Raw genomic sequence first — 21,993 nt, 5'->3', positions numbered from 1 at the left:
GGTGTCTTTCTGCTCGCTCAACGGTCATGCCGTGCATATGCGTACGCAGGTGAAGACTGGCTGTGACTCAATGGTTCGCGAAGACAAGGGGGCGGGTGGTGGCGGGTGTGTCCGTCTTGCATACGGTGCCGTCGGCGGGGTGGGTGCCGTGGATGAGGGCGGCGTCAACTGCGCTGTTGACGCATGAGTTGGTGCCGTAGGAGCCGTGTCCGACTCCTTCGCGCGTGAGCAGGACCGCAGAGTCCAGGGTTCGGGTCATGTTCTCGGCCCAGTGGTGGGGGGTGACGGGGTCCAGTCGGCCTGCGACCACCAGTGCCGGCGGCGTACCGGCGGCTGTGAGCGGCTTGGTGACGCGGTCCTTGTTCGGCGCGGGCCACCGAGCGCAGTTCAGGGCGGAGTAGGCGGCCCGGGTCCCGATCCGCTTGACCTCAGTGACGGCCTTGGTGGCTGCGGCCTTGTGCGCGGCGATGCCGGCCGGGGTCTGCCAGTCGGCGCAGCGTACCGCGGTGTGGGCTTCGAACATCGTGGTAGGGACAGGGAAGGGGGATACCGTGACGCTGCTCCACAGGGTGTACAGGGGTGCGCCGTTTCCGTCTTGTGCGGCCAGCAGCGCCGAGGTCAGCAACGGCCAGGCGTTCTGGTCGCCGGCCAGGGCTCGGGTGGCCTCAAGGGCCATGGCGCCGTCGAGTTCGCCGCCCGGGGTGACGTCCTTGACGGGTGCGATCTTCAGCGGCTTCGCTTCCAGCGTGTCGATCAGTGTGTCGAACGCCGCCTGCGGGTTTCCCGCTCCGAGCGGGCACACTGCGGTCCCTTCGGTGCGGCAGGTCTCGAACCAGGCGTTGAGCGTCCGTTCGCTTGCCACAGCGACGTCGTTGAGGAAGGTCAGGGAGTTGCCGAACCACAGGTTGGTGTCGACGGGCGCATCGAGCACCATCTGGCGGACGCGGTGAGGGAACAGGGTGGCGTACATCGGGCCGACCACGGTGCCGTAGGACAAGCCGTAGTACGTGATCTTGTCCTCGCCGAGCGCGGAGCGAACCTGGTCGATGTCGCGGGCCACGTTGTCGGTGGACAGGCTGGCCAGGAACTCTTTGCTCTGCTGTTTGACGCAGCCGCCGGTGAACGCAGCGGCATCGGTCAGCAGCCGCGGCAGGGGTTTGCCCCCGGGGACGGCCGGGTTGAAGGCAGTGCCGGCGGCGTCGGCTCGCTGCTTGTCGGTCAAGCAGCGCACGGCCTGCGATCCGCCGACGCCGCGCGGGTCCATCGCGATGACGTCGAATCGGGCGAGCACCGTGGGCGAGAAGGCGCCAGGAGTGCCAGCTGTTTTGGGCAGATTACGCAGTGTTTCGGTGGCGGGAACCCCGGGCCCGCCCGGGTTGAAGATCAGGCTGCCGATGCGCTGGTCGGGATCAGTGGCCCGGTGCCGCATGACCGCGAGCGGGATCTGCGCGCCATCAGGCTCGGTGTATTCCTGCGGCACCTTGATCGTGGCGCATTCAAGGTTCTTCCCGCACGCGCTCCAAGTGAGCGGGTCCGGGGAGGGGGCCGAGGCCGACGTACCCGCTGCGGACGTGCTGCGCGGGCCCGGGCCGCCGGACGAACACCCGGTCAGGACCATGAGGGCTGTGGCGAACGCCGCCCCGTACCGGGCGGCGGGCTTTGGCCTCAACTGGATCATGCTGATCTTCCTTTCACCGTACGCGTGTCATTCCGTGCGGCCGGGCCGTGCCGGTCGCGCAAGAAGCCAGCCGAAGAGGGCTGACGTGGTCGTGCCTTCCTCACTTCCAGGGGTCAGTGACCGGCCGTGTCGAGCAGAGAGGAGTAGCGCAGGCGGAGCGCGCGCTCCATGCTCGCCAGAACGGCCCCAGCCCCCAGTGCGAGGTTCAGCCAGATCGGCAGGTGTATCGGCGATTCGAACGTTCCGACCCGCTGCGTGACGGGAGGAATGTGAGAGACAGGTTCAGCAAGCTGCAACAGGTTCAGGCCCACACCGATGACAAGCAGCAACACCGATCCGATGCCGATCGCCCGGCTCAGCCCCGGATGGCGGGCACCGAAGCGCGCCCGCCGTCCCTCCGCCGAGGCCGGGTCGGGCGTGAGCTGACGCGGCTGTCCGCCCAAGGGGCGGTAGTGGCAGCGCCTGATGCCGTAGTTGCTCATCGCCACCTCGATGGCACCCCCGTCGACAGGAAAGACCGCGGGCAATTTCGACTCGGCCACGTACCTGCCGTCCAGGAACAGATGCGCCCGGATCTTGCTGTTGTCCAACCGCGCCCAGTGCCGTACGTCGACGGCGTGCAGGCGGGCGTGCCCACCGGCGCCGGGAAGCCGTAGCCAGAACAGGGAGCGCAGGGGGAGCTGCCACAAGCGGAACGGCTGCAGTTCCCTGCCGTCTCCCGGCTTGAGGCGCTTCGATGCCGTCCACTGCTTCCAGGCCATGCTCCGCCCTCTCCTTCACACATCAGCCGCAACATCACTAGTACAGCGTGTTAGAAAAAAGGCTAGCACACTGTACTAGTACGGCGTGCTAGTACAGTAAGAGGGCTGGGAGAAGTGAGGGAGAGCGGACCATGGAAACACGCGAGAAGATCCTCCAGGCCGCTGCGGAGATGATCGCCGAGGACATGGCGGCGAAGCTGAGCGTTCGAGCGGTCGCCGCGCGTGCGGGAGTGAGCACCGGCTCGCTGAGGTTCCACTTCCCCACCCAGCGCGACCTGCAGGACAGCTTGCTCGCACGGATCTACGAAGACCTGCTGCCCGGCGACCCGATCCGGGACCGGACACTGCCGCCCCGCGAACGGCTGCTGAACTGCCTACGGCAGGTTCTCGCACCGCTCGGCACCACCGAAGACGCGCGAACCGCATGGGGCACGATCTATCGGACCTTCATCGAACCCGAGCCGACCGAACAGGTACGCGCCGCGTACCTCGGCCATGAGCGGGAGGCGGAGCGCCGCGTCGAACACTGGCTGACCGTGCTCGCCGAGGAAGGCGCCCTGCCCCCGGGAGACCACACCCGCAAGGTCAGGTTCCTTCTCACCGTCCTCAACGGACTCTCGGTCGAACGCGCCCTGCCCACCCGCGAATCCGTCCTCATCGCCGAGATCGAGACCCTCAACGCCGCCGTCGACCATGTCCTCTCCACCGGCCCCGCACCACCCGCCGGGCCGACTGGGCCGTGAACCGAACCACCCACCCCTCTGCACCGGTTCCACCCGACGGTTAGGGGCGCGAGAGCACAGCGAATCAGCGAGTCCACCGCCCGCGCCTGCACCAGCGCGGTCATCCACCTGCTCGCCCGGCGCGCGCCGGGTCTGCTGAAGGTCCTGCGCGAGGCCGACCCCGACTTCATCCTGCTGTACGGCACCTTCGCCAAGTGCGACCGGGTCGGCGGCTCACGCGCGGACTGCTCCCACAAGCACCGCCGGCACGGACGACAAGATCGTGATCTTGGATGTACGGCCGATCACGGAAAGTGGGCCAGACCCACTTTTCTTTTACATGGCCACGGACAGTCGCGAGCAGTGGCCAGCGTGTGCGCACGGCGGGTTGCGGGGCGTTTCTGACCCTGCGCCGGGCCTTCCACGACACCCCCACCGCTCGACCCGCCGACACCGAGACAGCCTGACGAGATCACGGCCCATTCTGTAGGGATTTCCGGCCTGGAGCTTCGATGTCAAGCTGCGAGGTGTCGGGATCGGTATGACCAGGCGGTGGTTTGGTCGTAGTGGCTGCGGGTCTTCAGACAGCCGTGAAGGATGCCAACGAGGCGGTTGCTGACTTGTCTGAGCGCTGCGTTGTGCCCGAGGTCACGGGCGCGGAGCTCGTCGTAGTAAGCGCGGACCTCGAGGTCGTGCAGGACGGCGCAGGAAGCTTGGAGGCGAAGGGCGTCGACGCGCCGGTCGTTGTGCACGAACCGGGCGTGAACGGTGCGCCTCTTGCCGGATTGGCGGGTGATCGGGGAGGTTCCGGCGTAGTTCGTGCGTGCCTTCGCGCTGGCTGAGGATGACCTCAGCGTCCGGGTGCTGACCAAAATGCGCCTCGACCTCGCCTTCGAGTGTCTTGATCTCGGCGTTGAGGGTGGTGATGACCGCGGCCAGGGCCCGGACTGTCGAGGCACAGGCGTTGGTGACCAGGTCGGCCTGGCCGAGTTGCTCGGAGCGCAGCCCGTTCTGGATGGCCTCGGCTTTGGCCTGGATGTCCCGGCGACCCTTGAGCGCGGCGCCGATCTGACTGATCGTGAGCTTGGCCGCGGTCGCGGGGGTAGGCGCCTTGACCAGCAGCCGCAACACTGCCTCGGAGGTGAGGCCAAGGGGCTTGTAGGCCTCCAGCGCGGCGGGGAAGTAATCGCGCAAGGCGACCCGCAACCGCAGCATGTGACGGGTGCGTTCCCACAACAGCGTCTGGTGGGCCCGCGTGACGACCTTGACCGCCTCGGCGACCTCAAAGTCCCAGCCACCTTCAGCAACTGTTGGCGGCGGGTGCGGACCATGTCAGCCAGCGCGTGGGCGTCGCCCTTTGCGCTCCACCGGTGGCCTCGCGGCGCTTGGCGGCGGTCATGCCCTCGGACTGGCGCTCGGCTCGCAGTTCCAGTTCGTATTCCGCGGCCGCGGCCAGGACCGCGAACATGAACCGGCCCTCTTTGGGGCCCAGATCGAAGTTCGCTTCATCTCATGCACCATGACGATCACGCGCCGGTGCGGGACGGCCTGCTTGAGGGTGCGGGCGTACTCCATCGCCTGAGTGAACACCGGCCGCGTTGCCGGGGAGCATGCGCAGGATCAAGTCGACGGCGTCCTCCGAGTGGACTCCTGGAGTCAGGACTTCCTGTAAGAGCAGGCCGCGGATCGCGGCAACGGCGACGGTGGCCATGGTCAGCGCTTCCCCGGTGTCGTGCCCTTCGCGTTCCGCGAGTGAGGCCAGCATTTTGGTCAGGTCGTCGAGCGAGTCGATGAACTCGCGGAAGTCCTCCGGCCTGTACGCGGCCAGTCCTACGACGTGGAAGAAGCCGCGGACACGTGACAACTGCTCCGGGCGCGTGTAGGTCCGCCAGATCGCCACAACGAGGTTGGCGAAGGTGTCCTGCTGGGCGGCTGCGAAAAGGGCCTCGTTGTCACGAGATCGCTGTGCCTTGAGCATGGCCGCCAGGACGCCCGGGAGTGACCCGAAGTGGTATCGCAGGAGGGCGTGGCTGGTCTCGGTCCGGGCGGCGATCTCGCGGAGCGACACCTCCGGTGAGGGAAGGGCCTCGTCGAAGGTGTCGAGGAGCCGGGCCAGGAGGCGCTCGCGTGCGTCGCCTTTGCGTTCCGTGGTTGACAGGATCACTCCTACAGTTTATCCATTGGAAAAGATTTCTGGCGGCGCCGTGTTGCTTCGTACATGGTCGCAGTCAGCTCGCGACGGCGGAGGGAACGACTCGTGGGACGTTTGCAGGTGGTCGGCGCGGCGGTCGCCGACGGGACGGGGCGCGATCCCATAGACGTCGGCGTCACCGTCGAAGACGGGCGGATCACCCAGCTCGGGGCCTCCGGTGGCGAACCCGGCGAGCGGCTCGACGCCGGGGGACTGACGATGACGCCCGGCCTCATCGACGCGCACGTTCACCTGGGCCTGTCGAGCCCGATCCAGCCGCAGTTCTCGTTCCAGATCAGTGCCGCCGAGATCGCGGCGGACATCTTCGCCACGGCCGGCGCAGCGCTCGACGCCGGCTTCACGACCGTCCGGGACACCGGCGGGATCGACGGTGGCGTCGTCACCACGATCGCGAAGGGCAAGGTCAGGGGACCGCGCGTCCTGTCGTGCGGACCGGTGCAGTGCCAGATCGGTGGGCACGGCTACTACGGAGCCGACTGGGAACCCACCGAGCTGTGGAGCGGCCATCACCTTCCGGGTCTGTGTGCCCTGTCCATGATGTCGGGCAACGCGGACGAGCTGCGAGGCAACGTACGTGAGGCCTTCCGCCGCGGAGCCTCCTTCCTGAAGCTCTGTGTGACCGGGGGAGTGGTCAGCGCTCACGACCGGCTGACCGACACCCAGTTCACCGTGGAGGAGATCGCCGTCGCTGTGCAGGAAGCCGCGGCACGGGGCACTTACGTGACGGTTCACGCCCACAACAATGAGGGCATTCGGAACGCGGTCGAGGCCGGGGCGCGCTGTGTCGAGCACGGCACCGACCTCGATGAGCCCACGGCCACCTTGATGGCCACGCGCGGGGTCGCCCTTGTGCCCACGTTCGCCGTCGTCGAGCGACTGCTGCACGACCCCGCGGAAGCCGGCCTCGGCGAGTCGGTCCGCGATCGTGCGCTGGGTGTCCGTGAGCGGATGACCGAGGCGCTCGCTGTCGCCAAGGAGGCCGGAGTGCGGATCGGGCTGGGTTCCGATCTCATCGGTCCGGCTCAGGACCGTCGCGGCAAAGAACTCAGCCTCCGCGCAGCCCTCGAGACGCCGATGGAAGCGCTCGTGGCGGCGACCCAGACCAACGCCGAGATCCTCGGCCTGTCCGGCCAGGTGGGTGTCATCACTCCCGGCGCGCAGGCAGACCTCGTTCTTTGGAACGGCAACCCGCTCGAAGATCCAGAACTGTTCTCCGACCCCACCAGCGCCGTCCTCGTAATCCAGGCTGGCCAAATCGTAAAGGACCTCAGATGAGCACCATGTGGCAGGGCTGCCTCGCCCACACCGACTACTTCGAGATGCGCTCCAGCGGTGGGCACGACTACGGCGTCTGGGTCACCACGCCACCGCGCTACGACCCTGCCGCGGCGCAAGCGCCTGTCGTGTACGTGCTCGACGGCAATTGGGCCGTGGGAATGACCGCCCCACTCATCGTCACGCAACTGGACCCCATGCAGTCGATTCAGCCCTACGTCCAAGTCAGTGTGGGTTACGCAGGCGAGGAGGCAGAGCACTGGGAGCGGTTGCGCAACCGCGATCTCGTGCCCCCCGGCGAACCCATCGCGAAGGAGTACATCGATGCGGTGGAGATGGGGGTCGAAGCGGGCATGATGACTCGCGAGCAAGCCGACGCCTACCTCGCTGAATTGAGCGACAGCCGCGGGGATATGTTCCTGAACTTCCTTACCGACGACCTACACCCGCGGATCGAACGCGACTACGGCACAGCCTCGAGCGGTCACGGCCTCTTCGGCTATTCCTACGGCGGACTCTTCAGTCTCTACGCCTGGCTCACCAATAGCACCTTCTTCGAGAGCATCGGCGCGGGCAGCCCCGGCATTGTCGGTGCAGACAGTCAGGTCTTCGCTCGTCTTCAAGCGATGGGTGACACCCTGCCTGCTACCAAGCTTCACGTGACCTTCAACGACCGAGAGATCCTCGGAGACATGGCGGTCTACCAGAATCTCGCGAAGAACGCGGCCACGTTCCTTCACCGCCTCACCTCACGCAGCGGATCCGTCACCAGCGCACTCATGCACGAAACGCACGTGACCGGCCTGCAGGCCTCGTTCCTCAGTTATCTCAGGACCTGCCGTGCCCGGTAAGCGCACGGACGTCGTGGTGATCGGGTCGGGGGTGATCGGCGCGTCGGTCGCCTTGGAACTCGCCCGCCGTGGCTGGCAGGTGACGGTGGTCGACAAGGCCGGGGGCGCCGGCCACGGCTCCACGAGTGCGTCCAGCGCGGTGGTGCGGTTCAACTTCTCCACCGCCGCGGGCGTCGCCACCGCCTGGGAGGCGCACTTCGGCTGGAGGTCGTGGACGGAGCACCTTGGCCGCGACGTCGGGCCGTTGGCTCGGTACGTACGGTGCGGGATGGCGATGCTGGACGTGGACGTGGCTCCTCGGTCGGTGTACCTGCCGTTGTTCCAGAACGCGGGTATCCCGTTCGAGGAGTGGACGAGTGCGGACCTGTCGGAGCGGATCCTGGGTATCGACGTCGGCAGGTACTGGCCACCGAAACGTATCGACGACGACGAGTTCTGGGCCGAGACCGAAACCACGCTGGGTGCCGTGTACACACCTGATGCGGGGTTCGTGAACGATCCGCAACTGGCGGCGCAGAACCTGGCCGCCGCCGCGCGGGCACACGGTGCCGAGTTCCGGTTCCATACGTCGGTGCGCGGGATCGAGCGGGCTCATGGCCGGGTCACCGCGGTGACACTCGCGGACGGGAGCAGGATCCCCTGCGGCGTGGTGGTCAACGCCGCAGGCCCATGGTCGACCCGCATCAACGAGCTGGCCTCGGTCGGATCCGACTTCACCGTGGGATGCCGGCCGTTACGGCAGGAGGTCGCGCACGTCGCGGCCCCCGCGGGTTTCGGCGCCGACAACCGCGCCGGGATCTGCGTCGCGGACATGGACCTGGGTATCTACCTGCGCGGTGAGGCCGGCGGGGGACTGCTGGTGGGTGGTACGGAACCGGAATGCGACCCGCTGCAGTGGGTGGACGACCCGGATGCCGTCACCGCGCATCCGACGACGGCGGTGTTCGAGGCCCAGGTGACGAGGGCTGCGCGACGGCTACCGGCGTTGGAGATACCGAATCGGGCTCGCGGGGTCGTGGGAGTCTACGACGTCGCCGACGACTGGACGCCGATTTACGACCGTACAGAGCTGGACGGGTTCTACGTCGCCATGGGGACGAGCGGCAACCAGTTCAAGAACGCGCCGGTCGTCGGCAAGTTCCTCGCCGCGATCATCGAGCAGACCGAGAACGGCGTAGATCACGACGAACGGCCGGTACGATTCGTCGGCGAGCACACCGGCCTGGCCATAGACCTTTCGGCGTTCTCCCGCAAGCGTCCCCGCGGCACCGAGAACTCGGGCACAGTCCTGGGCTGATGCGCCTTCTTGACATCTCGTCCACTGATGTCATCCGCCTGGGATTCGTCGGCTGAATCCGTACGGTGTCGGTTGTGGCGCGTCCAGGACCGTCCGCAGTGGAGATCCATGAGGAGCCATAGCCGGTGCAGGACCTTGCCCGGCGACAAGGTCAGAAGCGCCCACGGGCAGCAGTCGCACTGCGGCGAACGTGTTCGTGACGGTGAGACAAGCCAGGCGAAGAGGCACGGTCGATCATTCTGCCGCTTGTTTTACACATGCGCTCCTTAGCACTCAGGTGCTGCTCGATCGCGGGCCATCGGGGCAGCTCGCCGTGCTCAGTCTGTCGTGGGCGCCCGGGTTACCCGGGGGGTTGGTGCCCGATCCGGCGACGATGACGCTGACCTTCGCGGACGCCACGTTCCAAGCTTCGCTGGCCGTCGCGTGGAAGACCGCCGGAGGTTCCTCGAGCGGTGCCGTTCTGCGCGTCGAAGTCCCGTTCGGGCTGCGGTTGATCCGCGCCACCGTCGAGGGAGCCGCCTACCGGCTGATACTGCAAAGCGCCGACATGCTTCTGGTCCTGCGCGTTCCGCCGCCACCCGCACATTGCTGGCAACCGCGCCGAAGGGCTCGGGCGAGTTCAGCGAGGCGTGCCGCCCCTTTTCAGGGTCCGATGTGGGTGAGCAGGGCGAGCAGTTGGAGCAGGCCGTAGGCGGCCGCCATCGTTATCGAGACAGTCCCGACCGCTGCAGTGGACCCATGGACTGGTGGGCGTTATGAAGGCCGTTGCCTGGCCCGAGTCTCCGGGGCCGGGCAACGGCCTTCGCGACGGGTGTGACGCTCAAGTGGCGAAGCCAACGGCGCGAATCGGTGCGATGGAGTCATGGCTGTTGACACATCGGCCGAACTCGGTGACCTGTGCTCTGAGTAATCCCGCGGCTTCGCGGTTACGGGACGGCCCACCAGCGGCTGTCACATGACCCAAGCCTCCCGATCCGAGGAACAGGTCCGGAGGAGTGCCTGGACTCCCGGAGGAGGCGTCGACGCTCCCGATTCTGCTACGAATGGTGAATTTGATGCGCATGGTGATCAGGAGGTTTTCCCTGCACAGCTGTGCGCTGCTATAGCATTCATATCGAGGTTCCGTTCATACCTGCAGGTCGCAGCGCATCCAGCTGATGTCTGCGGCGCAGGAGATGAGCACGGTGGCTGTACGGTACGGCGGCAAGCAGCCCCGGCGGAACCCTTACGGGGGTGCTCGGTGTGGAATCGTCGGCCTCTGCGGAGCAGATCACCTCCGCGTACCGCCGACTGGTGCGCGTCCTGCATCCTGAGGTTCGCCCCGCCGGGCCGGCGGAACGGGAACGGTTCGCTGAGGTGATCGATGCCTATGCCGTGCTGCGCGACCCCGCCCGGCGCGCAGCCTACGACGCCACGCGCGGAGGCGGCGCCCGACTCGAAGGGCGTCCTGTTTCTGTCCGGGTCACCCACACGCCGGACCTTGGCCTCGACGTGTCCGCGCGCGCCGGCCGCCGGCGTGTTCCTGCTCACGCGGCTGATGTGGCGGTCGTGATCGTGGAGCGTTCTTCTGCTGTTGCGCCGTTGGAACATGTGCTGCTGCGGATGGGCGCCACCCGGTGGGGCCTGACTCGCAGGGATACGCGTGAGGTGCCGCGGCTCGGCTGGCCCACGGCGCGCCTGTGGTGGCGGTGAACCGCGCAAGGCGGAGTTGGTGCCATGAGGAGGAGGGCCGCAAGGAAGGAGGCCGGTGATGACCCGACCCGTCGGTATCGACCTGGGCACGACGAACTCGGTCGTGTGCGTGCTGGAAGGCGGTGAGCCGACCGTTGTCACCAACACCGAGGGCTCGCGGACGACCCCTTCGGTGGTCGCGTTCGCCAAGAGCGCTGACAAACGGCGTGCCCGCCATCGAGATCGCGGCCCGGACTGGGGCCGTTCCGATGACTACCTTCCCCGGGCAACCATGGCCAGGAGGTCGAACGTGAGGCCGGCGGCGGCCAGCGCGGTGATCTGAGCGTGGTCGTAGGCGGGTGAGACCTCGACGACATCCGCACCGACGATGTCGAGGTCCGCGAGGGAGTACAGCAGCAGCTGAAGCTCCCGGGTGCTCAGTCCGCCGGGCTCAGGGGTGCCGGTCGCGGGCGCATGGGCGGGATCGAGCACGTCGATGTCGATGCTGATGTATACCGGCCGGTCAGCCACTCTCTCCCGGAGCCGGTCGGCGGCGTGCTCGATGCCGCGCCGCGCGACGTCGAGTGTGGAGATCGTCGCGAATCCCAGCTCCCTGTCGTCCTCCAGATCCTTGGCGGCCGGGGTTGTGTGGCGGATGCCCACATGGGCGCAGTGGTTCACCGCCAGCAGTCGCTCCTCGGTGGCCCGGCGGAACGGAGTGCCGTGAGTGAGCCGCGCACCGAACATGTTGTCCCAGGTGTCGAGATGGGCGTCGAAGTGGATGAGTGCCACGGGGCCGTGGTGCCGATGGGCGGCTCGCAGCATCGGGAGGGCGACGGTGTGGTCGCCGCCCAGAGTGATGATCCGGTCAGCACTTCGATAGAGCCGCTGAGCGGCCGACTCGATCTGACTCACCGCCTCAGCGATGTCGAAGGGAGTCACGCCGACGTCACCGGCGTCGGCGATCTGCAACCTCGACCACGGCTCGATCTCGAGCCCGAGGTGGTAGGGCCTCAGGAGTTTGGAGCCGGCGCGAATGGCCTCCGGGCCGAATCGTGCGCCTGGCCGGTAGGTGGTACCGGCATCGAACGGCACGCCGAAGATCGCGACGTCGGCCCGGGAGACCTCGTCGAGCCGCGGCAGGCGGGCGAACGTGGAGGGCCCCGCGAAACGCGGGAGCTGCCTGATGGAATCGGGCGGTCCGACGATCCCTGTGTCGCCGGACTCCGCGAGCTCGTCCTTCTCAACGCTCGACAACGCGATTCTCCTCCCAAGGTGACCGGCCCCCGTCTTCTGGGCCTCACAGTAGTCACAGCTCTCTCCCGGGCATTCGGTCGATCGCACGAGGGATTCGCGCCGCTTCCGGCCTTCGGCACAATGCGCCGATACCTGGTGAGGACAATGCTGCGAAGGTCGGCATAACACCCACGAGTGAGGATTCCGCTTGCCTGAGAATGCATCGGATGCGTATGCGTCCTCGACTCCAGACCTGCTCGGCGCCTTGGACGGAGAGCGCCGGCGATTGGGCATCCCGGGTGCCGTCGTCCACGTGAGCGGTCCGTCGTACGGCAGTTGGACCCGTGCGCTCGGCGTCTGCGATCTGGCCACCGGGGTGCGGCTCACCGCCGGCAGCCGCATGAGGATCGGGAGCCTCACGAAGACCATCGTGGCGCTGATCGTCCTGCGCCTGGTGGAAGCCGGAGACCTCTCCTTGGACGATGAGATACAGGTCCATCTGGCAGAGCCGCAGTTCCCGCGAGGAGTCACCGTTCGCCGTCTCCTCGACATGACCTCGGGCCTGCCCGACTACACCTCGGAGGAGTTCGTCGCCGGTCTGCTCCTCGAGCCCGACCGGCTCTGGACTCCCTCCGAGCTGCTCAAAGTCGCCCTGCGGAACCCGCAGCAGTTCGAGCCCGGCACCTCCTGGGCGTACTGCAACGCCGGCTACATCATGCTGGGAATGCTCATCGAGCACGTAACCGGCGCACGAGTCGAGGACGTCGCGCGCCGGCTGGTCTTCGACCCCCTCGGCATGCGGGAGACCGAGCTCCCGCCGCTGACGCACGACGCCGCCGCCCTGCCGGATCCTCGGCTGCGTGGGTACCACCGCCGGGACGGCGAACTCGTCGACGCGACGCGCATCAACCCGTCCTGGGCGTGGACCGCCGGTAACGCGGTGTCCACCGTGGGCGACTTGAGACTGCTCATCGAGGCATCGGTGCGCGGCGATCTCCTCCAGGAGCAGACCCGGCGTGAACACATGCGCACCCACCCGGTGCCCGACAGCACCATCACCTACGGCCTCGGCATCGCGAACTTCGACGGCATGTGGGGCCACAACGGCGAACTGCCCGGATTCCAATCGTTCGCCGGCCACGATCCGGCGACCGCGATGACCGTCGTCGTCCTCACCAACCTCGACGACCACTCCGCGGACCTGCTCGCCGCGTTCCTGCGCACCCGGCTCGCGAACGCTGCCGGCTCATGAGGAAAAGCCGACACCCGAGGATTCCACCGGGCCGGAGGCGTCCGGGAACCTGTCGCTCCTCCTCGAGGATCTGAGCAGACTCGTTCGTACCGAGTCGCCGTCGACGGACCTGGACGCGGTCGGCCGCTCCGCGCGGGTGGTCGCGGACTTGGTTCATGAGCGCTTGGGGCGTCGGCCAGAGATCCTGTGCGTCGACGGAGTCGAGCATGTCCTGCTGCGCGGGGCCGATCCGAAGGTCATGCTCCTCGGGCACCACGACACCGTCTGGCCGCTCGGCACGTTGGACGAGCTGCCCTACACCGAAACTGCCGGCGTCGTCAGTGGCCCGGGCTGCTTCGACATGAAACTCGGCCTCGTCCAGGCGATCCACGCTCTCGCGTGGCTGCGGCGATGCCGCGGCACCGGCGTCCTCGACCAGGTGACCCTTCTCATCACGGGCGATGAGGAGCTGGGGTCCACGACATCACGGGCACTGATCGAGCAGGAAGCAGGCCGCTGCCGGGCAGCCCTCGTGCTGGAGGCGGCCGGCCCGGGCGGCGCACTGAAGACGGGGCGCAAAGGCGTGTCCCTCTACCGGATCGAAGTGCTCGGTCGTGCCGCGCACAGCGTTCAGCCAGGCACAACGAATCGCACGCCGCCTCGGCCATCCTCCGCTGGAGGAGATGACGGTCGGCGGCGCATCGGACGGGAACTTCACCGCGGGTATGGGAGTGCCCACCCTGGACGGGCTCGGTGCCGTCGGCGGCGGCGCCCACGCCCGCGACGAGCACGCGGAGATCGCGTGGATCCTCCCGCGTACGCGACTGCTCACCACCCTCATCGAAGAACTCACAGGTAGGAGCGCCGGGCCTCAACGGCGGGCGGAGATCACCTGACGCGCGCGCTCGCTGCTCGCCGCGAGTTCGTACAGGACTGTGATGAATCCGAGGAGATCCGCCGACGCCGTGAGGACTGTCGACACCGTCCGGTCGGCCGTCCGGGCGCAGCCGGGGATGCAGGCGGCGAGCTCGGCGGCCACCGGCGAGGGCAGGTCGACCTGGACCTCGAACGACGGGGGCGGCGGCGGACAGCTCAGTGCCGACGCGCGGGCCACGGCATCGGCGGCCCCTTCCCGCACCAGGTTCCTCGCCACGCTCGGCGCGACGGAGTCCGTGGCCGAGAATCCGTGTGTCTTCTTGACGGTCACGATCGTGGCCTCAGGGAAGATCTCGGTCGCGATCGCGCCGATGACGTCATCCCCGGTGACCAGGCCCACCGGGACACCGAGGGATGCCGCGTACAGGGCATTGACCTCGGCCTCCGACACCGGTGATCCGTTGACTCTGACCTCACCGAAGTAGGCGGAGAAGGTGTGCGCCAAGAGCCCGGGCGTGCCGGCCGGCGCGTGGTAGCCCACGAAGAGCGCCACGGCGCAGTCCTCGGTCAGGCCCTCGGCCATGCACTGGGCCTTGGGCTGCCCGAAGACCAGCCGTGCCCTCGGGTCGAGGCGCTCGTGGATCAGGTTGTCCATCGTCCCGTGGGAGTCGTTCACGAGCACGCTCGTCGCTCCGCCGTCGAAGGCGCCCGCGATCGCGGCATTGGCCTCCTCGGTCATAAGCTCCTGGGCTCGTGGGTAGCCGTACCCGCCGCGCACGATCTGGTCGAGGGTCGCGATGCCGGCGACGCCCTCCATGTCGACGGAGATGTACGCCTTCATCGCTGAGCTGCTCCTTCGTCGGTGCCACGCGTCACTCCCATTGTTGTCGAGGCTTTCGCGCCAACACTGGGTCGATCGACCGAATCAAATCGGACACAGATGTACGATCACACAATGCAAGGCGGTACGAGCAGTCCAGCGGACCTGGGGCGGGTGGTCGAGCGGCTCGGCTCGACGCTGCTGACCATCAAGGCGGGGCCACGTCAGCCGGCTCGTGCCGTGACGACCGTCATCCTTCACGATCCTCTGGACCAACCCGACGTCCCGCCGGACGCAGTGGTGCTGGGCGTCGGCGTGGCGGCTGACGACAGCTTGGTCACCCTGGTCAGAGCGCTGGGCGAAGCCGGGGCCACGGCCCTCGTGGTCCGGGAGCCGCTGGCCGTCGACGAGGAGGTCGCCCGCGAGGCGGAGCGCGGCAAGGTGTCCGTCCTCGGCTTGGTGCAGGGCGCATCGTGGATCCAGGTGGCGACGTTGCTGAGCGGCGCTCTGCATCTCGGTGCCGATGGGGCGCCCGCTGTCGGCGGCGATGCGGACCGAGACCTGTTCGCCCTGGCGAACTCGCTGTCGGCTCTCCTCGACGCCCCGGTCACGATCGAGGATCTGTCGTCGCGGGTGGTCGCCTTCTCGGCTGACCAGGCCGGCGCCGACGAGCCGCGCCGCCTGACGATCCTCGGCCTCCAGGTGCCGCAGATCTACAGCGAATACCAGAGAGAACACGGCATGTTCCGCCGCGTGTACGCCTCGGAGCGACCGGTGTTCATGCAGGACCCCGCCCCCGGCACCCGTCCTCGGGCGGCGATGAGGGTCCAGGCGGGCAATGAGCTTCTCGGCTCCATCTGGGCCGCCGTGGCAGGGCCGCTCACCCCCGAGCGGGAGGCCGCCATGATCGAGGTAGCACGGGTGATCGCGCTCGAGATGCTGCGTGCCCGCGTCAGCGCCGATGCCTCCCAACGACTCGGAGTCGCCCTGCTGTCCATGCTCCTTGAGGGAGGGACCGGCGCGCGCGAAGCCGCGCAGCAGCTGGCCTTCGGTTCGTCGCCGGCCTGCGTCCTGGTTCTGGGGCCGCTCCAGTCCGACGACGAGGTCCGCACGGCGGCCGACATCCAGCGAATGGCCTCCGCGCTTCGGACGCACCTCAGGCCCACCTATCCGCGGGCCATCGTCGCCCAACTCGGCGGCGCGGTCTACGCCGTCGTCCCCGTGCGTGCCGCGGCCGCCCCGGCGCTGGCCGCCATGAAGGACCTGGCCGCCGAGTTCATCGCCCGTCTGGACACCGCCACCGAGTTCTGCGCCGGACTCGGCGGCATCGTCGAGGACGTCAGCGAACTCGGCTCATCCCGGCGCGATGCCGATGCCGCGATGCGGGTGCTGAGCTCCAATCCACGCGCGGGCAGACGCGTCGCGTCACTGGCGGACGTGGCGATCGAGTTCCTCCTGCTCCGCCTCGGCGACCTGATGGCAGCCGACCGCATCGAACTGACCGGCCCGCTCGCCGACCTGGAGGACTACGACACCGAACACGACACCCAGCTGGTGCCGACACTCCAGAGCTGGCTCGAGCACTTCGGGGACGTCGCCGCCGCGGCACGAGCCGTCCACGTGCACAAGAACACGTTCCGATACCGGCTCGGCCGGATCGAGACGATCGGCGGCGTGGATCTGGCCGACCCCGACGAACGATTCGCTCTGATGCTGCAACTCCGCCTCGGCCCCGGTCGGCGATCGCCGCGGCCACCCGCGTAGCGACCGGGACCGCATCAGCCGGTCCCGGGTTGGTCGATCGTCCAAGGTCAGCGCACGCAGATCAGGCGGACGTACGATGCGCCTCTCCGACCAGGCGGGTGAGTCTTGGTGTTCGACGTCACACCCCGACTCGGACCTTAAGGCGGGCCTGCCATGAATCGACGCGCCGCTGCTTTCGCAGCCTTCCTCATCGCTCTGCCAGCTCTTGCGGCTTGCGGCGGCTCGGGCTCGGGCTCGGACGGGGGCCAGGCGGGCTTCGCGACGGACGGCACGTTCGCGTTCGCGATCGACTCCGACCCAGGCGACCTGAATCCGCTCGTCACCAACCTCGTCAACGCGCAGATCGTCGGAATGTACTCCTACGACACGCTGATCTTCATCGACCCCGAGACGGCCAAGCCCGCGCCCTTCCTGGCGAAGAGCTGGACCGAAAGCCCGACCAAGGTCACCTACACCCTGAACGACGCCATCACCTGCGCCGACGGCACGCCGTTCACCGCGCAGACCGCCGCTGACAACCTCAACTGGATCGTCGACCCCGCCAACAAGTCGCCGCGCCTGGAATCCGTCGTGCCGGCAGATGCCAAGGCGAGCGCGAAGGGGAACGTTCTCACCGTCACCACCTCCAAGCCGCGGCCCTTCATGCTGTACGACATCGGCGAGCAGCAGCTGGTGTGCGAGCGCGGCCTGAAGGACCCCAAGAGCCTCTCCGCGGGGAGCGACGGCACCGGCCCGTTCGCCATCGATCGCGTCGTGGCCGGAGACTCGATCACGATGACCCGCCGAGAGGGCTACACGTGGGGCCCCAAGAACAGCACCTCGAACACGCCGGGGATGCCGAAGACCGTGACGACCAAGATCGTGCCGAGCCCGTCGACCAGAGCGAACCTGCTGCTGTCCAGTCAACTCAACGCGGCCATAGTGAGCGGCAAGGACGAGGAACGCCTCGCCGCTCTCAAGTCGCAGCCGACGCCGGCCATGTCCGGAATGATCGTCTACAACCACCATCAAGGTCTCCCGACCGCTGAGGCCGCCGTACGGCGCGCACTGACCCAGGCGATCGACCTCGACACCCTCACGAAGATTCTGACCGGCGGCAAGGGCGAACGGGCGAAATCGCTGCTCTCCGAACACCCGAGCCGGTGCGCCTACGACACCGTCCAGGGCAACCTGCCTTCCCACGACCCAAACGCCGCCGGCCAGGCCCTGCGCGCGGTGGGCAAGCCGGTCGACATCACACTTGTCTACGACAACTCCACGGACACGGGCAGCGCCGCCGCGGAATACGTCGCGAAGCAGTGGGAGACCGCCGGCGCCGCCGTGAAACTCGACGGTGGTGACGAGAACTACATCATCAGCCGGACCTTCGCGGCCAAAGACCCGTCGGGCTGGACGGCATCGCTGGGGCTCAACCTCCAGACGGGCACACCGGCCATCTTCCCGCAGTACCTCTCCGGACCTGCCGTCCCTGCGGGGACGAACTTCGCCTCCATCGACAACAAGGACTACAACCACAGCGTCGCCGCGGCCGGCGGCCGGACCGGTGACGATGCCTGCAAGGCCTGGGCCGAGGCGGAGAAGACCCTGATGACAAGCGCTGACCTCATACCGGTGTCCGTCACGCCGTACAAGATGTACTTCAATGGCGCGACGGCGCTCTACCTGCCCATCGGCGGCTCCGCGATCCGCGTGCTGAAGTGACCACGGAACCGACCGTCACCCAGCTGACGGGAACCGGGGCGGGACCGGATTCCGCGACCGGAACGTTCCGGGGCAGAGGTGGGCGACTGGGGGCCTTCATCGTGCGGCGGCTGGTGCGGCTCGCGTATTCGGTGGTCACCCTGGTGACCGTCGTCTTCCTGATGGTCCGGCTGATCCCAGGAGACCCGGTCCGCAATGCCCTCGGAATCAACGCGACGGCCGCGGTCGTGGAGGCACAACGCGAAAGCCTGGGACTGAACGACCCGCTGTGGACGCAGTACCTGAACTTCTGGAAGGGGCTGCTCACGTGGGATCTCGGAGACTCTTTCTCCCTTCACCTGCCGGTGACGACGATCATCGAGCAGCGCCTGCCGGCGACCCTGGAACTCGCGTTCCTGTCGCTGGCGCTGGTGCTCCTGGTGTCGATCCCGCTCGGCATCGTCGTCGCCGCGCTTACCCGAGGCGGCCGCAGACCCACCGTCGACCTGGCCTACACCTCGGCGAGCGGCCTGTTCGCCGTCATCCCCGAGTTCCTCATGGGAGTCGCTCTGGTGTACTTCTTCGCCGTTCAGAGCCACCTGCTGCCCGTGGCGGGCCGAACCGATCCGAGCTCGTACGTGCTGCCCGTCCTGGCATTGTCGATCGCGGTCGCCGCGGGCGTCTCGAGGATCGTCCGGGTCGAGGCGCTCACCGTGTTCGAGCAGGACTACATCCGGACGGCGCGGGCGAAGCGCATGTCGAGGTGGCGCCTGTACTTCCGCCACGCTCTGCCGAACCTGGTGACCTCCTCGCTCACCGTCGCCGGAATCGTGCTCGGCTCCCTCGTCGCGGGCACGGTGCTGATCGAGACCATCTTTTCGTGGCCCGGACTCGGGCTCACGATCGTGGACGCGGTGCGGAGCAAGGACTTTCCGCTCGCGCAGGGGATCGTCATCGTCTACGGCTTGATCGTCCTCGTTTCCAACCTCTTGATCGACATCGTCCTGGTCTGCCTTGACCCGCGCTCAGCGCTGAAAGACACGTGATGGCGGTGACAAGCATGTCCACTCCCGACTCCGCGCTGGCGGGGCCGGCCGCCGCGACGGCGGTGGGCGAGCCGATGCCCATGGCGGTCTCGTCTCGCCGCAGGTTCCTGGCCGTCCTGCGTTCTCCCCTCGGCATCGGCGCGCTGGCCGCCCTGATGGTGGTCGCGTTCTTCGCGGTGTTCGGACCGGTGCTGTGGGGCGAGGTCGCGCGGCAGGCCGATCTGACCCAACTGTCCGCGAAGCCCAGCGCGGACCACCTCCTCGGCACCGACGCGGGTGGCCGGGACGTTCTCGCGCGGGTGCTGACCGCGACCCGGCTCTCGATCGTCACCGCCGTCCTGTCGGCCGCCCTCGGCGTGTTCGTCGGTGTGGTCATCGGCCTGCTGCCCACGATCGCGCCCCGGCGGCTGGGGCGGTTGGTCAACAGCGCCATCGGCGTGGCACTCGCCTTTCCGGCTCTCCTGCTCGCCATCGTCGTGTCGATCACCCTCGGTGTGGGCGCCACCAGTGTCACACTGGCGATCGGCCTGGCCATGGCGCCGTCCTACGCCCGGCTCACTCAGACCCTCGGTGCGTCGGTGACCGGGCGCGACTTCGTGGCCGCCGCTCGCATCCTCGGCGTCAGCCGAGCGCGGATCCTGGTACGGCACGTCCTGCCCAACATGCGAGACCCGCTCATCGTCAACGCCAGCATCGGCGCCGGCACCGCGCTGGTCGCGGCGACGGGGCTGTCCTTCCTGGGCCTCGGCGTACAGGCGCCGGACTACGACTGGGGCCGCATGCTCAACGAGAGCATGGGAGCCATCTACGTGAACCCCGCTCCGTCTCTGGGGCTAGGCGCCGCCATCGTGTTCGCCGGCGTGACGTTCGCGCTCGCCGGCGAGGTGCTCGCCCGGGCATTCGGGCTGCACCGGCCCTCCGGCCGCCGCCGGCGGCGGAAGACCACCGGCTCGACGGCGGCGGCACCGGTCCCGCAGGTCGCGGAGGACCCCGTGCTCCGCGTACGCGGCCTGCGCGTGGAGGCGCCCCGGGGGGATGGATGGGCGACGCCGGTTCGTGGCGTCAGCTTCGACATCGATCGAGGGGAGATCGTCGGCATCGTCGGCGAGTCGGGCTCGGGGAAGTCACTGACCTGCATGGCGGTCGCGTCACTCCTGGAAGAGCCACTTCACGTGACGGCGTCATCGGTCCAGTTCGACGGCACGGAACTGGTCGTCAGGGGCAAGGTGCCCGGCAGACCGCGTTCCAAGTCGCTGGCCCAACAGCTCGGTACGCGGCTGGCATTCGTCTTCCAAGATCCCTCGACCTCGCTCAACCCCGCCCTTCACGTCGGTACGCAGGTCGCGGAGGTCGGTCTGCTGCACGGCGGCCTCAGCCGGCGCGAGGCACGCCGGCGTGCGGTCGACCGGCTTGCCGCGGTACGGCTCTCCGACCCGGCTCGCCGCGCCCGCCAGTATCCCCACGAGTTCTCGGGTGGCATGCGGCAACGAGCCACGATCGCGATGGGGCTCATGGGCGAACCGGCGCTGGTCATAGCCGACGAGCCGACAACGGCCCTCGACGTCACGGTGCAGCGGGAGGTCCTGGCGCTCTTGCGGAGGGTGAACCGTGAGCATGGGACGGCCGTCATGTTCGTCTCGCACGACATTTCGCTGGTCTCGTCATTCTGCACGCGGGTCCTGGTCATGTACCGGGGAGCCATCGTGGAGAGCCTGAGCGCCGAGGATCTCGCGAGCGGACGCGCGGAGCATCCCTACACCCGGGCGCTGGTGGCGGCGGTGCCGCACATGGACGCCGTCCCGGGCACCGAGTTCGCCACGATCACCGAGGGTGCCGAGTTTCCCCTCGACGCCGTAAGGGAGGGGTCGGTGTGAGCGACCTCGCCTTCGAGAACGTGGGAGTCAGGTACGGGCACGGACCCGCCGCCCATCAGGCGGTCCGTGGGGTGAGTCTCCACGTGCCGAGCGGCCGGACGGTCGGGCTGGTGGGCGAGTCAGGTTCGGGCAAGTCGACGCTGGCTCGCGCCGTCGTCGGCCTGCACGAAGCTCATACGGGCCGCATCCTGGTCGACGGCACCGATGTCGTCGGTGCCCGGGGGAGCGCCGCGTCCGTTCGCCGCACCGTGCAGCTGATCTTCCAGGACGCCAACTCCTGCCTGAACCCAAGGATGTCCATCGGCGCCTCGATCGAGGAGGCGCTTGCCGTACGCGGAAGATCCACGCGACGCGATCGCGCTCACCGGCGCGGCGAGGTGGCCGCACTTCTCGAGATGGTCGAGCTCGACCCGGCCCGTGCCGGCGATCTGCCCATGCAGTTGTCGGGGGGTCAACGCCAACGCGTCGCGATCGCGCGGGCGCTGGCCGCCGAACCCCGGGTGCTGCTCGCTGACGAGATCACTTCGGCGCTGGACGTCTCGGTGCAGGGGACCGTGCTGAATCTGCTGATGCGCGTCCAGCGGGACCTCGATCTGACGGTTCTCTTCATCAGCCACAACCTCGCTGTGGTCAGGCAGCTGTGCGACGACGTCGCGGTCATGAAGGACGGGCAGGTCGTCGAGGTCGGATCGGCGACCGAGGTGATCGACCACCCCGAACATCCCTACACACGTGAGCTGGTCCGTGCCGTTCCCCGGATCGGCACCCCTCTCTTCGGCAAAGGAACCACTCTATGAACTCTCGCCTGTGCAGTCTCGATGACGTCCGTCAGGTCGTCACCGTTCCCGAGACTGCGATCACGGCGGATGGAAGAACGGTCGTCTTCACGCGGCGCCAGGCGGCAGACCACCGCACGGAGACCTCGCTGTGGGCGGTTTCCCGCGGCTCTCAGCCACAGCCGCTGACCCACGGGCCGACGGATCGAGCACCTCGCATCGT

Annotated in this window: 19 protein-coding genes and 3 pseudogenes; 15 read left to right on the top strand and 7 right to left on the bottom strand. The window is 68.0% G+C overall.

The window, feature by feature from the left end:
• Positions 1-67: 67 nt before the first annotated feature.
• On the bottom strand, positions 68-1,678 hold the full coding sequence (locus AB0H88_RS41375; protein WP_357654058.1) for an alpha/beta hydrolase: 1,611 nt from the start codon (positions 1,676-1,678) through the stop codon (positions 68-70).
• A 113-nt stretch (positions 1,679-1,791) separates the two neighbouring features.
• Entirely contained in the window at positions 1,792-2,439 is a 648-nt protein-coding gene (locus tag AB0H88_RS41370) for a hypothetical protein (protein WP_357654057.1), read from the bottom strand.
• Positions 2,440-2,570: 131 nt separating this feature from the next.
• On the opposite strand from AB0H88_RS41370, the gene AB0H88_RS41365 reads away from it, so the two are divergent.
• Together AB0H88_RS41365 and AB0H88_RS41360 are read left to right on the top strand one after the other, a co-directional pair.
• Positions 2,571-3,182 (top strand): TetR/AcrR family transcriptional regulator, encoded by a 612-nt coding sequence (locus AB0H88_RS41365; protein WP_357654056.1) that lies wholly within the window; start codon positions 2,571-2,573, stop codon positions 3,180-3,182.
• A 63-nt stretch (positions 3,183-3,245) separates the two neighbouring features.
• A pseudogene (locus AB0H88_RS41360) lies at positions 3,246-3,434 on the top strand (IS5/IS1182 family transposase); the annotation flags it as partial.
• Between the two features lie 375 nt (positions 3,435-3,809).
• Here the strand turns inward: AB0H88_RS41360 and AB0H88_RS41355 are convergent.
• The 3 genes from AB0H88_RS41355 to AB0H88_RS41345 form a co-directional block, all read right to left on the bottom strand.
• Entirely contained in the window at positions 3,810-4,376 is a 567-nt protein-coding gene (locus AB0H88_RS41355; protein WP_357654054.1) for a hypothetical protein, read from the bottom strand.
• Positions 4,377-4,461: 85 nt separating this feature from the next.
• A complete protein-coding gene (locus tag AB0H88_RS41350; RefSeq protein WP_357654053.1) occupies positions 4,462-4,629 on the bottom strand; it encodes a recombinase family protein in 168 nt (55 codons plus the stop codon).
• 42 nt (positions 4,630-4,671) lie between these two features.
• Positions 4,672-5,325 (bottom strand): TetR/AcrR family transcriptional regulator, encoded by a 654-nt coding sequence (locus tag AB0H88_RS41345; protein ID WP_357654051.1) that lies wholly within the window; start codon positions 5,323-5,325, stop codon positions 4,672-4,674.
• Between the two features lie 93 nt (positions 5,326-5,418).
• Here AB0H88_RS41345 and AB0H88_RS41340 point away from each other — a divergent pair, with 93 nt between their 5' ends.
• The 5 genes and pseudogenes from AB0H88_RS41340 to AB0H88_RS41320 all read left to right on the top strand — a co-directional run.
• Positions 5,419-6,648, top strand: a complete 1,230-nt coding sequence (locus AB0H88_RS41340; protein WP_357654050.1) for an amidohydrolase family protein — start codon at positions 5,419-5,421, stop codon at positions 6,646-6,648.
• Complete coding sequence (locus tag AB0H88_RS41335) at positions 6,645-7,499, top strand: alpha/beta hydrolase-fold protein (protein WP_357654049.1); 855 nt, start codon at positions 6,645-6,647, stop codon at positions 7,497-7,499. The genes AB0H88_RS41340 and AB0H88_RS41335 overlap by 4 nt, the downstream gene beginning before the upstream one ends.
• Positions 7,489-8,796, top strand: coding sequence for an FAD-dependent oxidoreductase (locus AB0H88_RS41330; protein ID WP_357654048.1), 1,308 nt, complete (start codon positions 7,489-7,491; stop codon positions 8,794-8,796). The genes AB0H88_RS41335 and AB0H88_RS41330 overlap by 11 nt, the downstream gene beginning before the upstream one ends.
• A 1,233-nt stretch (positions 8,797-10,029) precedes the next feature.
• Positions 10,030-10,488: a J domain-containing protein gene (locus tag AB0H88_RS41325; RefSeq protein WP_357654047.1), complete on the top strand. Its 459-nt coding sequence runs from the start codon at positions 10,030-10,032 to the stop codon at positions 10,486-10,488.
• A 58-nt stretch (positions 10,489-10,546) separates the two neighbouring features.
• A pseudogene (locus tag AB0H88_RS41320) lies at positions 10,547-10,687 on the top strand (Hsp70 family protein); the annotation flags it as partial.
• A 53-nt stretch (positions 10,688-10,740) separates the two neighbouring features.
• Here AB0H88_RS41320 and speB read toward each other — a convergent pair.
• Positions 10,741-11,724 (bottom strand): agmatinase, encoded by a 984-nt coding sequence (gene speB, locus AB0H88_RS41315; protein WP_225301984.1) that lies wholly within the window; start codon positions 11,722-11,724, stop codon positions 10,741-10,743.
• A 187-nt stretch (positions 11,725-11,911) separates the two neighbouring features.
• Between speB and AB0H88_RS41310 the strand changes: the two genes are divergently transcribed.
• From AB0H88_RS41310 to AB0H88_RS41300, 3 genes and pseudogenes are all read left to right on the top strand, one after another.
• The gene (locus tag AB0H88_RS41310; protein ID WP_357654046.1) at positions 11,912-12,955 is read left to right on the top strand and encodes a serine hydrolase domain-containing protein; all 1,044 of its coding nucleotides are present in this window, start codon (positions 11,912-11,914) and stop codon (positions 12,953-12,955) included.
• A 238-nt stretch (positions 12,956-13,193) separates the two neighbouring features.
• Positions 13,194-13,430 (top strand): annotated as a pseudogene (locus AB0H88_RS41305) (M20/M25/M40 family metallo-hydrolase); the annotation flags it as partial.
• 118 nt (positions 13,431-13,548) lie between these two features.
• A complete protein-coding gene (locus AB0H88_RS41300) occupies positions 13,549-13,830 on the top strand; it encodes a M20/M25/M40 family metallo-hydrolase (protein WP_357654045.1) in 282 nt (93 codons plus the stop codon).
• On the opposite strand, the gene AB0H88_RS41295 is transcribed toward AB0H88_RS41300, so the two are convergent.
• Positions 13,806-14,651, bottom strand: coding sequence for a M55 family metallopeptidase (locus AB0H88_RS41295; RefSeq protein ID WP_357654043.1), 846 nt, complete (start codon positions 14,649-14,651; stop codon positions 13,806-13,808). The two genes, AB0H88_RS41300 and AB0H88_RS41295, sit on opposite strands and share 25 nt — an antisense overlap.
• Positions 14,652-14,765: 114 nt before the next feature.
• On the opposite strand from AB0H88_RS41295, the gene AB0H88_RS41290 reads away from it, so the two are divergent.
• The 5 genes from AB0H88_RS41290 (at position 14,766) to AB0H88_RS41270 (ending at position 21,791) form a co-directional block, all read left to right on the top strand.
• Positions 14,766-16,394 carry a helix-turn-helix domain-containing protein gene (locus tag AB0H88_RS41290; protein ID WP_357654042.1) on the top strand — a complete coding sequence of 543 codons (1,629 nt, stop codon included), beginning with the start codon at positions 14,766-14,768 and terminating at the stop codon, positions 16,392-16,394.
• A 153-nt stretch (positions 16,395-16,547) separates the two neighbouring features.
• On the top strand, positions 16,548-18,095 hold the full coding sequence (locus tag AB0H88_RS41285; RefSeq protein WP_357654041.1) for an ABC transporter substrate-binding protein: 1,548 nt from the start codon (positions 16,548-16,550) through the stop codon (positions 18,093-18,095).
• Positions 18,092-19,120, top strand: coding sequence for an ABC transporter permease (locus tag AB0H88_RS41280; RefSeq protein ID WP_357654040.1), 1,029 nt, complete (start codon positions 18,092-18,094; stop codon positions 19,118-19,120). The genes AB0H88_RS41285 and AB0H88_RS41280 overlap by 4 nt, the downstream gene beginning before the upstream one ends.
• Before the next feature lie 14 nt (positions 19,121-19,134).
• The gene (locus AB0H88_RS41275; protein WP_357654039.1) at positions 19,135-20,994 is read left to right on the top strand and encodes a dipeptide/oligopeptide/nickel ABC transporter permease/ATP-binding protein; all 1,860 of its coding nucleotides are present in this window, start codon (positions 19,135-19,137) and stop codon (positions 20,992-20,994) included.
• Positions 20,991-21,791, top strand: a complete 801-nt coding sequence (locus AB0H88_RS41270; protein ID WP_357654038.1) for an ABC transporter ATP-binding protein — start codon at positions 20,991-20,993, stop codon at positions 21,789-21,791. Before AB0H88_RS41275 ends, AB0H88_RS41270 begins: the two co-directional genes overlap by 4 nt.
• Positions 21,792-21,993 lie beyond the last annotated feature (202 nt).

This window comes from Nonomuraea sp. NPDC050680 (assembly GCF_040654555.1).
In the GTDB taxonomy this organism is placed as follows: Bacteria; Actinomycetota; Actinomycetes; order Streptosporangiales; family Streptosporangiaceae; genus Nonomuraea.
The sequence above is the reverse complement of the archived record's forward strand: the minus strand, read 5'-3'. Positions and strand labels throughout refer to the sequence as shown.

Bases quoted from the DNA above. Each gene is read 5' to 3' on its own strand.
- AB0H88_RS41375 (WP_357654058.1), bottom strand. From the start codon at position 1,678: ATGATCCAGTTGAGGCCAAAGCCCGCCGCCCGGTACGGGGCGGCGTTC.
- AB0H88_RS41370 (WP_357654057.1), bottom strand. From the start codon at position 2,439: ATGGCCTGGAAGCAGTGGACGGCATCGAAGCGCCTCAAGCCGGGAGAC.
- AB0H88_RS41365 (WP_357654056.1), top strand. From the start codon at position 2,571: ATGGAAACACGCGAGAAGATCCTCCAGGCCGCTGCGGAGATGATCGCC.
- AB0H88_RS41355 (WP_357654054.1), bottom strand. From the start codon at position 4,376: ATGCTGCGGTTGCGGGTCGCCTTGCGCGATTACTTCCCCGCCGCGCTG.
- AB0H88_RS41350 (WP_357654053.1), bottom strand. From the start codon at position 4,629: ATGTTCGCGGTCCTGGCCGCGGCCGCGGAATACGAACTGGAACTGCGA.
- AB0H88_RS41335 (WP_357654049.1), top strand. From the start codon at position 6,645: ATGAGCACCATGTGGCAGGGCTGCCTCGCCCACACCGACTACTTCGAG.
- AB0H88_RS41295 (WP_357654043.1), bottom strand. From the start codon at position 14,651: ATGAAGGCGTACATCTCCGTCGACATGGAGGGCGTCGCCGGCATCGCG.
- AB0H88_RS41290 (WP_357654042.1), top strand. From the start codon at position 14,766: ATGCAAGGCGGTACGAGCAGTCCAGCGGACCTGGGGCGGGTGGTCGAG.
- AB0H88_RS41285 (WP_357654041.1), top strand. From the start codon at position 16,548: ATGAATCGACGCGCCGCTGCTTTCGCAGCCTTCCTCATCGCTCTGCCA.
- AB0H88_RS41275 (WP_357654039.1), top strand. From the start codon at position 19,135: ATGTCCACTCCCGACTCCGCGCTGGCGGGGCCGGCCGCCGCGACGGCG.